General features: G+C 64.5%; 8 protein-coding genes and 2 tRNA genes. All 10 read left to right on the forward strand.

Features of this window, described 5'->3' with window-relative positions:
- The first annotated feature begins 252 nt into the window (after window positions 1-252).
- The 10 genes from Q0G75_RS09125 to Q0G75_RS09170 all read left to right on the forward strand — a co-directional run bounded on the left by Q0G75_RS09125 (window position 253) and on the right by Q0G75_RS09170 (window position 10634).
- Entirely contained in the window at window positions 253-1308 is a 1056-nt protein-coding gene (locus Q0G75_RS09125) for a rod shape-determining protein (protein ID WP_042434605.1), read from the forward strand.
- Window positions 1309-1323: 15 nt separating this feature from the next.
- On the forward strand, window positions 1324-2328 hold the full coding sequence (gene mreC, locus Q0G75_RS09130) for a rod shape-determining protein MreC (protein WP_294417037.1): 1005 nt from the start codon (window positions 1324-1326) through the stop codon (window positions 2326-2328).
- Between the two features lie 2 nt (window positions 2329-2330).
- A complete protein-coding gene (gene mreD / locus Q0G75_RS09135) occupies window positions 2331-2855 on the forward strand; it encodes a rod shape-determining protein MreD (protein ID WP_294417040.1) in 525 nt (174 codons plus the stop codon).
- Window positions 2856-2864: 9 nt separating this feature from the next.
- A complete protein-coding gene (mrdA, locus tag Q0G75_RS09140; RefSeq protein WP_294417042.1) occupies window positions 2865-5030 on the forward strand; it encodes a penicillin-binding protein 2 in 2166 nt (721 codons plus the stop codon).
- A 16-nt stretch (window positions 5031-5046) separates the two neighbouring features.
- The gene (locus tag Q0G75_RS09145) at window positions 5047-6246 is read left to right on the forward strand and encodes an FtsW/RodA/SpoVE family cell cycle protein (protein ID WP_294417045.1); all 1200 of its coding nucleotides are present in this window, start codon (window positions 5047-5049) and stop codon (window positions 6244-6246) included.
- A 15-nt stretch (window positions 6247-6261) separates the two neighbouring features.
- Window positions 6262-7386 carry a hypothetical protein gene (locus Q0G75_RS09150; protein ID WP_294417046.1) on the forward strand — a complete coding sequence of 375 codons (1125 nt, stop codon included), beginning with the start codon at window positions 6262-6264 and terminating at the stop codon, window positions 7384-7386.
- 22 nt (window positions 7387-7408) lie between these two features.
- Window positions 7409-9397, forward strand: coding sequence for a TIGR03960 family B12-binding radical SAM protein (locus Q0G75_RS09155; RefSeq protein WP_294417048.1), 1989 nt, complete (start codon window positions 7409-7411; stop codon window positions 9395-9397).
- A gap of 1 nt (window position 9398) precedes the next feature.
- A complete protein-coding gene (locus tag Q0G75_RS09160) occupies window positions 9399-10109 on the forward strand; it encodes a TIGR03936 family radical SAM-associated protein (protein ID WP_294417050.1) in 711 nt (236 codons plus the stop codon).
- Window positions 10110-10457: 348 nt separating this feature from the next.
- Window positions 10458-10534, forward strand: a tRNA-Asp gene (locus Q0G75_RS09165).
- Window positions 10535-10560: 26 nt separating this feature from the next.
- Window positions 10561-10634, forward strand: a tRNA-Asp gene (locus Q0G75_RS09170).
- Window positions 10635-10636: the final 2 nt, after the last annotated feature.

Genomic DNA, 10636 nt, shown 5'->3' on the forward strand with positions numbered 1-10636 from the left:
TCCGATTCGCCGTCCGCTCGCGCTGCCCTCGGCAGCGCCTAGCGAGAACGGCTTACACCAACATTGCCGACACTACCCTATGGGCGTGACGGAGAGTCGACGCTGTGCATGTTGACCTCGGTATGACGCCAGGCTCCCTTCGCCATCCCTAATGCGTACCCCTGATGGATTTCCATGCGCAGGGAAACCGGGTGAAATCGCCTGTGCTAGAATCTGGTTTCACTAGAAACGTAGCACAAGGGGTTTGCCTACATGTCATTCTTGGATTTCTTCTCGGGTCTTACTGGCCAGATGTCGTGCGACATGGCCATCGACCTCGGCACCGCGAATACCCTGGTCGCCATTCCCGGCGAAGGCATCGTCGTCAACGAGCCTTCCGTCGTCGCAATCGAGAAAAGCACCCATCGCGTCCTGGCCGTCGGCCACGAGGCGAAGAACATGATCAACCATACGCCCGACGCGTTCTCGGCCGAGCACCCGCTGCATGACGGCGTGGTGGCCGATTACGACGTAACCGAGGCTATGATCAGCGCGTTCATCAACAAGGCCGCGCCGCGCAAGTACCCGTGGCAGGCCAAGCCCCGCATCGTCATCTGCATCCCTTGCGGCGCCACCTCCGTTGAGAAGCGCGCCGTGTTCGAGGCCGCCGTGCAGGCGGGCGCCCGCCAGGCGTACCTGATCGAGGAGCCTATGGCCGCTGCCATGGGCGCCGACCTGCCCGTCACCGAGCCTACCGGCTCCATGGTCGTCGATATCGGCGGCGGTACCACCGAGGTGGCCGTTATCTCCCTGGGCGGCATCGTCACGTCCTCCAGCCTGCGCTTGGCCGGCAACCGCATGGACGAGGCCATCGCCATGCACCTGCGCGACCTTCTGGGCATCAAGATCGGCGAGCGCACCGCCGAGATCATCAAGATCAAAATCGGCTCCATCCTTCCGTTCGAGGACGGCCGCGAGCGCGACATGATCATCTCCGGCCAGGACGTCATCACCGAGCAGCCCAAGGAAGTCACCATCCAGTCCGAGGATGTGCGCCAGGCGCTCATCGCCCCGTGCGAGGAGATGGTGGTGCATATCAAGGAGACGTTCAAGAAGACCAACCCCGACCTGGCGTCGGACATCATCCAGAACGGCATCCTGCTCACCGGCGGCGGCGGCCTGCTTTCCGGCTTGGACCGCTACCTTACCGATAAGCTGGAGATTCCCGTGTGGGTGAGCGAGACGGCTTTGACGAACGTGGTCATGGGCTGCCTGAAGGTTCTCGAAACCCCGCAGGCGCTCAAGCAGACGCTCATGCGATCGAAATAGGACAGCCTCAACGTTATGGCTCTTAATTTTCAACAACAAAGCTCGGCGCTTATGCGCCGAGCGCTGCTTATAGGCTTGATTGCGGCCAGCATCATCATGATTACGGCTTATGGTCGCGAGGGCTCGGCCGGTCCGCTGCACACGCTGCAGTCGGCGGTGTCGGGCGCCGTCAGCCCGCTGCGCATCGTGGGCGGCTCGGTGGAGGCCGCAACCTCCACGGTGGGCGACACCATGGAGAACATCACGGCCGACCAGAACACCTTGACGGGCTTGCGCGAGTACAACAGCCAGCTTGAGCAGCAGTATGCCCAGATGGAAGAATATAAGCAGGAAGCGCAGCGCCTGCAGAAGCTGCTCGATCTGAAGGACAACTACCAGATCGAGGGCACGGGCGCGCGCGTCATCGGCCGAAGCTCCGAGGCGTGGAGCCAGACGGTCATCATCAACAAGGGCACGAACGAGGGCATCTCGACCGGTCAAACGGTTATCGGGACCTCCGGCGTGGTGGGCCAGGTGGTGTCGGCCAGCGGAAGCACCGCGACGGTGCGCTTGCTCACCGACCCGCAATCCGGCGCCGCGGCCATGGTTCAGTCCAGCCGCGCCGAGGGCATCCTGCGCGGTAGCCTGATCGGCCTTCTGTATCTTGAGGACCTGGATGCCGATGCCGAGGTCAACGTCGGCGATGTCATCGTCACCTCGGGTCTGGGCGGAAGCTACGCGCGCGGCCTTATCATCGGCACGGTGGTGAAGGTGGACGCCCAGCAAGGCGATACCAGCCGACGCATCGTGGTTTCCCCGAACGATTCCATCGACACGCTCGAGGATGTGCTGGTGGTTTCCAGCGTGGGCGCATCCGATGACGACGATTCGGGTTCCACAGCCTCCGGCAGCTCGACTTCCACAAGCGGCTCCAATAGCTCCAGCGGATCCAACACGGAAAGTTCGAGCAGCTCCTCGTCGAGCTCGAGCAGTTCCAATAACTCCGGCAACGGCAATTCGTCCAATGAAGGGGGGCGCTAGCCATGGGCGAGAAGAACAACCTGGTGCTGGTGGTGGGCGCTATCGTGGCGTTTGTGCTTCAAATCGCGCTGGCCCCGGCTGTGGCGTTGTTCTCGGCGCAGCCGAACTTCCTGCTGGCCTATGCGCTGGTCGTGGCCATCGTCATCCCCACGGAGGCGGGCCCGGTGCTGCCGTTTGTCATGGGCCTTCTATACGACCTTACGGGCACGGGCCCGGTGGGCGGCATGGCGCTTCTGCTGGTCATTGTGTGCTTCTTGGCTTCCCGCGTGTTTTCGCTGGTGGATAACGACACGCTGTTCATGCCGCTGGCCATCTTCACGGCCTGTGCGCTTCTGGCCGAGCTTTGCTACGGCATGCTGCTTATGGCATGCGGGCTTGCCGCCAACCCTGTGGAGGCGCTGTTCACTCGCGCCCTTCCGTGCGCGCTGTACGACTGCGCCGTGGGCCTGGTGGTCTACTTCGTCATGGCGCGGCTGCTTGCCGGCGGCGCCCAGGACCGCGGTCTGCGCACGCCGAAACTGCGATAGGGGGCGCGCATGTTCGCAGCTATCGTAGCCGGCTTCGTGGCCCTATTGGTGGTCGCTGCCATCCTGGTGGCGGTCTACGCGGTGCTTCGCAGCCGGAAGACCGAGAACGTCAGCGTCAAGCGCGACGTTCGCTCCATCCAATCGGTGGGCGTGAGCAGCTCGCTTCCCGATTCGCATCGTGTGCCGGCAGGCGGCGTCGCCCGCGGCGGAACGCCCGCTCAGCCGGTTGCCAACCCCGGCGACAACCTGAAAAGCCGCTTCACCGCCATGGGCGTTGTGGCGGGTCTGATCTTCGGCACGCTTGCCACGAAGTTGTGGAGCATGCAGGTGCTTGCCGGCGAATCATTCAAAAAGGAGTCCGAGGACAATCAATACACTACGGTGTACACTCCTGCGCCGCGCGGCTATATTCTGGATGCCGACGGCAACGTCATCGTGAAGAACCGCACGTCCCTTACGGTGCTCGCCGAACCCGACGTCGCCAACGACCATGATGTGGTCGCCCGTCTGTCCACGGTGCTGGGCGTTCCGACCGGCATCGTGCGCAAGCGCATCGCCGACGCAACGAGCGGCGCGCAAAGCCAGCGCGTGGTGGCAAGCGACGCCAGCATGCGCAACGTCGCCTTCATCGCCGAGCATGCCGATGCGTTCCCGGGCATCACCGTGCAAACCCGCACGGTCCGCGATTATCCCCATGGCGCCCTTGCGGCGCATGCGGTGGGTTATACCGGCAGCGTGACCAGCGACGATATCGCAAGCGTGGCCGAAGGCCGCGACCTTGAGCTGGGCGACTCGGTGGGCCGCAGCGGCATCGAGCAGATGTATGACAACCTGCTTGCCGGCGACCATGGCGAGCGCAAGGTCATGGCGGACGCGCAGGGCAACGTGGTGGAAGTGGTCAGCGAAACGCAGCCCGTTAAGGGCTCGGACGTGCATACCACCCTGAAGTCGCACGTGCAGTACGTGGCCGACAAGGCGCTTGCCGATATGATCTGCCCCGATGGCGGCGCCATCGGCTCGGGCAAGGGCACGGGCGGCGCCGTGGTGGTCATGGACGTCACCGACGGCAGCATCGTGGCGCTTTCCAGCTATCCCACGTTCACGCCTTCCACCTTCGTGGGCGGCATCACGCAAGACGAGCTCGACCTGCTGCAATCCTCGGCCGCGTTCAGCCCGCTGCTCAACCGCGCCATCCAGGGCACTTACCCCGCCGCTTCCACGTACAAGACGTTCACCGGCTTGGCGGCGCTTGAAAACGGTATGGCCACGGCAACCGAGACCTGGGATTGCACCGGCAGTTGGGACGGTTTCGGTTCGGGCGATGTGCAGAAGTGCTGGAAGAAGCAGGGCCATGGCACGCTCGATTTCCGCGGCGGCATCGTGAACTCATGCGACACCGTGTATTACGACATCGGCTACAAGTTTTGGGACGCCGCTGCGAACAAGGGCAAATCGGCAACGTTGCTGCAGGATTTCCTGAAGCGCTACCGTTTGGACCAAACCACCGGTATCGACCTTAACGGCGAAACCTCGGGTCGTATCCCTACGCCCGAGTGGAAGCAGGAATACTTCCGCGACACTCCCGAGGATGCCCAGTGGAAGGGCGGCGACTATACGAACATGTGCATCGGCCAGGGCTACGTGCTGGTCACGCCCATGGAGATCGCGGTAGCCTACGGCGCCATCGCGTCTGGCAACATCGTCAAGCCGCATCTGCTCAAAGAGGTGCGCAACGCCGGCGGCGATGTGGCGCTTACGTATCAGCCGCAGGTTCTGGATACGCCTGACGTCTCCATGGCCGACCTTGCCGTGGTGCGCAATGCGCTTCGCGGAGTGACCACCGACAACGAGGAGATCGCCAAGCTGTTCAACGATCAAGGTATCGACCCGGATACGGTTGCGTGTAAAACCGGTACGGCCGAATACACTGATATGGAGGACACGGCATGGTTCGCCTGCTATGCCCCCTATGACGACCCGAAGTACGTGCTCGCCTGCGTCGTCGAGCACGGCGGCGGCGGTTCATCGGTGGCGGCGCCGATCGGCGCGCAGGTCATGGCTGCGGCGCTTTCCTCGACCAACGCCTCGGATGGGGAAGTCGGCGATATCGCGGGCTCTTCGGGCAAGTCGGAAGCCGGCGCCGGCAAGGGCACGTCAAGCGGACGTTCGGACTAACGGGAAGGAGGGCGCTATGGCGCAGTTACCGCAAATCGATTCGCTTCGTCGCCCCAATGCGGCGGCATCAGCTGCATCCAAGCCGCGCCGTTTCCCGTGGCTGCACCTGCCGCTTGCCATCGTGGCCACGTTGCTGGTGGGATACGGCCTGATCATCGTGTATTCCGCTGTCCGCGCGGACGGCGATTACCAGTACAGCCGCCAGCTCGGCGGCGTTGCTGTGGGCCTTGTGTTCATGATTTTGGTGTGGCGGTTCGATTACCGGCGCCTGTCGGATTACACCACGCTGTTCCTTATCATCAACGTGGTGCTCATCATGTCGCCGCACATACCGGGACTCGGCACCGATGCCGGCATGGGTGCGAAAAGCTGGATCAAGCTGGGCATGCAGATCCAGCCCGGTGAGTTCGCCAAGATCACCGTCATCCTCATGGATGCCGCGGTCATGGCGCGCTACGGCGGCAACCTGGATGATCCGCGCGAGTACGTGAAAGCTCTAGGCATCATGATGGTGCCGTTCGTGTGCATCATGACGCAGCCCGACCTGGGCACCGGCCTGGTGTATCTGTGCATTGCGGCGTTCGCCCTGGTCATGGGCGGCGCTAACACGAAGTACCTGCTGATAACGCTTGGATTGTTCGTGGCCGCCGTCGTGGCGGTGTTCGCCATAGACGAGGTCATCAAATCCTCCACGGGCGAGTACAAGCTGCTCAAGCAGTACCAGCGCAACCGCTTGCTCGTGTTCATGGACCAATCCGGCACGGCAACCACCGATGAGGGCTACAACCTGCAGCAGGCGAAGGTGGCCATCGGCTCGGGCGGCCTGTTCGGCAAGGGCTTGTTCCAGGGCACGCAACATTCGCTGGGCCTTCTCCCCGAGGCGCCCACCGACTTCATCTTCTGCGTGCTTGCCGAGGAGCTGGGATTTTTGGGCGCGCTCGTGCTGCTCGGTTTGTACGTCGCGCTGGTTTTGATAAGCTTCCGCATAGCCCGCAGCTCCGGTGACCTGTTCGGCTTGGTCATCGTGATGTGCGTCGTGGGCATGTGGTTGTTCCAGATCTTGGAGAACATCGGCATGGACTGCGGCCTGATGCCCATCACGGGCATTCCGTTGCCGTTCATGAGCTACGGATCGTCGTTTATGGTGGTGAACTTCGTCATGCTGGGCATGATCGGCTCGGTGTGGTCCCACAATGCGACGCTCAAGCAGCATTAAGCGAAAGGATGCCCTATGCAGCTTCCTGTTGATATCGGTGCGCTGTTGGAAGAGGCCGTCAACGTAGAGGCCGCCCGCGCCACGCCGCTTTCGGTAAGCGTCTATGTGGACGAAACGGCGCCGGGCGACGTTGCCGCGCATGTGCGCCAGGCGTTCGCCAGCGCTTCCGACACGGCGCGTGTTTCGCTCATCTACCTGGATGGACGCGAGTTCGCTCCCAGCTCCGGCGATGACATGGCCTGCATCGTGGCGGGCCTCAATGAGAACGTGGGCGCCTATTCCCGCGCTTGCCGCAAGGCCGGGGTGCCCGCCATGGTGGTCACCACGCTCCCGCAGCTGGTGGGGGCTATCGCCAAGGCGGCCGGTTGCGCCATCCCCGAGGCCGACATCGTGGCACCCAAGCTCACGGCGAGGGTGTACGAGCACGTGTCCACGGCCGCGGGCCAGGGGCCGGCGATCACGGCTTCGTGGGGTGCGCCCAAGCCGCCGGAAAACGGCGATGTGGGCATTTACGAGCCCATCGAGCTGATCGATGACGCGCGGGCCACGCTCGACGCGCGCATGGGCCAATGGGTGTGCGCGGCCTGCCGCGCCAAGCGCCTGGCGTTCGCGCAGGCCTTCCCGTTCGTTCGTCGTCCGCTGGCCTTGGAGACGGTCAGCGCCACGTCCGTGCAGAACGCCGGCGTGGGGCTGCTGTTTCTCATCCCGGGCGCCGACCTTCCCGTGATGACGCTCAACCAGGCTAAGATGCTGCTCCAGATCGCTGCGGCCTACGGGCAATCCATCGACGCCGGGCGCGTGCGCGAGCTTGCCGCTCTGGTGGGCGGCGCGTTCGCGTGCCGCGCGGTCGCGCGTCAGCTTGCCGCCGCTGTGCCGGTGCTCGGATGGGCCGTGAAGGCCGCGGTGGGCTATTCGGGCACGCTTGCCATGGGCCGTGCCGCTGTGGAGTTCTACGAAGGCGGGCCGACGGTGGCGAAGTTCGCCGAGTACGTTTCCGCCGCGCGCGACAAGGTGATCGCTGCTGCCGCGAAGCAGGCCGCGGGTGCCGCCGCCGACAACGGCGCGGCCGCCGTGGAAGCCGTTCGCCAAAAGGCAACCGATGCCGCCGCGGGTCTGCGCGCCCGCATTTCCCGACGCTAATCTTGTTTCCGAGGGGGTAACAGTGACAGATCTGTGGCCGCGGCTCGAGCCGCTGCTTGCCAGCGCCGAAAGACCGGCGCGTTACCTGAACCATGAGTTCGGCTGCGTGTACAAACCCGAGGCGGACTTCCGCTTCTGTATGATGTATCCGGATACCTACGAGCTGGGGCAGGCCAATCAGGCCCTGCGCATCCTGGTGAATGTGGTGAACGCCGTGGACGGCATGGTGGCCGAGCGCGCCTTCCTGCCGGCGGCGGAGTTCTGCGACACCATGCGCGCCGAGGGCTTGCCGCTGTTCTCCATCGAAAGCTGCGCGCCCGTGGCCGAGTTCGATGCGCTCGGCGTCACGCTGTCCCATGAGCTGGTGGCCACGAACGTGCTCGAGGCGCTTGACCTGGCGGGCATCCCGCTGCACGCGCAGGACCGCGGCGAGGACGACCTGTTCGTCATCGGCGGCGGCCCGTGCTCGTTCAACCCCGAGCCCTATGCGCCGTTCTTCGACATCTTCAGCATCGGCGAGGGCGAGGAGGCGCTGCCCGAGTGCCTGCAGGCTATCCGACGCCTGCGCGCAGAAGGGGCGTGCCGCGCCGATATCCTGCGCGCCATCGCGCGCATGGACGGCTTCTACGTGCCCAACCTGTATCGCTGGCGCGAGGAGGAGCAGGCGCAGCAGGCCGGCAGCTGGATCGAGCCGGTCGAGGAGGGCCTGCCCACGCACATCCAGAAGCGCGTGTTCGAAGGGTTCGCGGAAAGCCCGGGTTGGGAGCCGTGCATCGTGCCGTTCACCGAGGTGGTGCAGGACCGCTTGAACGTCGAGGTGCTGCGCGGGTGCGCCCGCGGCTGCCGCTTCTGCCAGGCGGGCATGATGTACCGCCCCGTGCGCGAGCGCTCCGCCGACAACATCGTGAACTCGGTGGTGTGCGGCCTGGCGCAAACCGGCTACGACGAGGTCAGCCTCACGTCGCTGTCCTCCACCGACCACTCGCAGATCGCCGATGTCCTCACGCGTCTGAACAAGCAGTTCCAGGGCAAGGGCGTGCGCATCTCCGTGCCTTCCCAGCGCCTTGACAGCTTCGGCGTGGACATGGCGGGTTTGGTGGCCGGCCAGAAGAAGGGCGGCTTGACGTTCGCCCCCGAGGCCGGCACGCAGCGTTTGCGCGACGTCATCAACAAGCAGGTGACCGAGGACGACCTGTTCGGCGCCGTGGACGCGGCCTTCGGTGCCGGTTGGCGCCGCTGCAAGCTGTACTTCATGATCGGCCTGCCCACCGAAACCGATGACGACATCAAGGGCATTGCCAGCTTGGTGCAGCGCGCCTACGATAGGGCGAAGAAGGCCGTGCCGGTCGAGCAGCGCGGCAACATCCGCATGTCGGTGTCCTGCGCGCTGTTCGTGCCGAAGGCCCAGACGCCCTTCCAGTGGGACGGCCAGATCGCCCCGGAAGAGGCTCTGCGCCGCGTGTCGCTTCTGCGCCGCAGCGTGAAGTACCGCGCCATCGATGTGCACTGGCACGACCCGTCCACTAGCTTCGTCGAGGCCGTCATGAGCCGCGGCGGGCGCGCTGCCGCCGCCTGGGTGGAGTCGGCATGGCGTCACGGCGCGCGCTTCGACGCCTGGACCGAGCACTTCAATGAGCAGGCTTGGCGCGATGCCGCCGTCGAGGTGGGTCTCGACCCCGCCGCCGTGGCGCAGACGTCCTATGACACCAGCTACGTCATGCCCTGGGAGCATATCTCCACGGGCGTGTCCACGCGCTTTCTGGCGCATGAGCGCAAGAAGGCCGCGGCTGAGAAGACCACGCCGGACTGTACCTTCGAGCGCTGCGCCGCATGCGGTGCATGCCCGGGCCTGGGCATCGACAACCAGCTGGCGCAGCCGCGTATCGCCGGCGGATCGAACGCCCGCCCGCAACAGGCCGGCGAAGAGGGTGCAGCTGCGGCCGTAGCCGCCGAGCAGGCCGCAAGCGGTCAGCCCGCCGCCGCCCCGCAGACCGCCGAGGAAAGGGAGTAGCATGGCCGAGCAGCAAACGTTCCGCATGCGCATCACGTTCGCCAAGCAGGGCCGCCTGGCTTTGCTGTCGCACCTTGAGGTCGCGCGCGCCATCGAGCGCGCCGTGCGCCGCGCCCAGCTTCCCTTCGCCGTGTCGCAGGGCTTCAGCCCGCACATGAAGATCGCGTTCGGCGCCGCGCTGCCCGTGGGCGTGGGCGGCACGCACGAGATGGTCGACCTGCAGCTATTGCGCTACGTACGTCCCGAGGAAGCGCTGCTCGCCCTGCAGAAGGAGAGCGTCCCCGACCTTATGGTGAAGGAATGCGTCTACATCGAGCCGAAGGCGCCTGCGGCCTCGGCGGCGTTCCCGCTGAGCACGTATCGTGCGCTGCTGTCGGCCGCGCCGGCGCAGCTGCCGGTGCCCGCGCAGGTGCATATCATCCGCAAGAAGAAGGAGAAGGTGCTCGATGTCGCCGACTTCCTGGTGGGGGAGATGCTCCTCGAGGGGGCTTCGCTGACGTTCACCTTGGAGCAGAAGCCCACGGGCAGCCTTCGCCCCGACAAGCTGCTGGCCGCGTGCCTTGATCAGGTGAACGTGCCCGATGACCAGGAGCAGGAGGTTCCGTTGGCGTTTCTGGTAGACAACGCCTGGACGCAATCCATCGAGCCGCCTGCCGATGACCAGCCGCTACGCGTGCTGTCCATGACGCGCATCGATCAGCGGGCGAAATAGGCTGAATAAACGACGAACGCCCTTGAGTCGCCTCCCATTTCTTGTGCATTGCGGGATGGGAGGCGCTCTTGTGCGTATTGCCATGATGAGGGTCGGGCACGCGTCGATGCTAGGGCGGCCGACGCTAGGGCAGTAGCTGGGAGGCTGATCGATGGCGCTAGGATAGCTGCCGATAGGGCGGTCGCCGAGAGGCTGTTCGATTTTCTGCCTGAGTTCGGCTTCCCTACGCGGGTCCGAATCCGCTACGACGTGTCGTTCCGGGTTGAAAACCGCCGGACAGCCAATTTTTTGAAAATAGTACTTGCATCGAATCGCTAACTGCTGTATTGTACTTTCTCGCAGCTGAACGGGGTGTTAGCTCAGTTGGTTAGAGCGCCGGCCTGTCACGTCGGAGGTCGCGAGTTCAAGTCTCGTACATCCCGCCATCTTTTTCAGCAGCGCATGCACCAGTGGGGTGTTAGCTCAGTTGGTTAGAGCGCCGGCCTGTCACGTCGGAGGTCGCGAGTTCAAGTCTCGTACATCCCGCC

It is taken from the genome of uncultured Senegalimassilia sp., assembly GCF_934636665.1.
Lineage (GTDB): Bacteria > Actinomycetota > Coriobacteriia > Coriobacteriales > Eggerthellaceae > Senegalimassilia.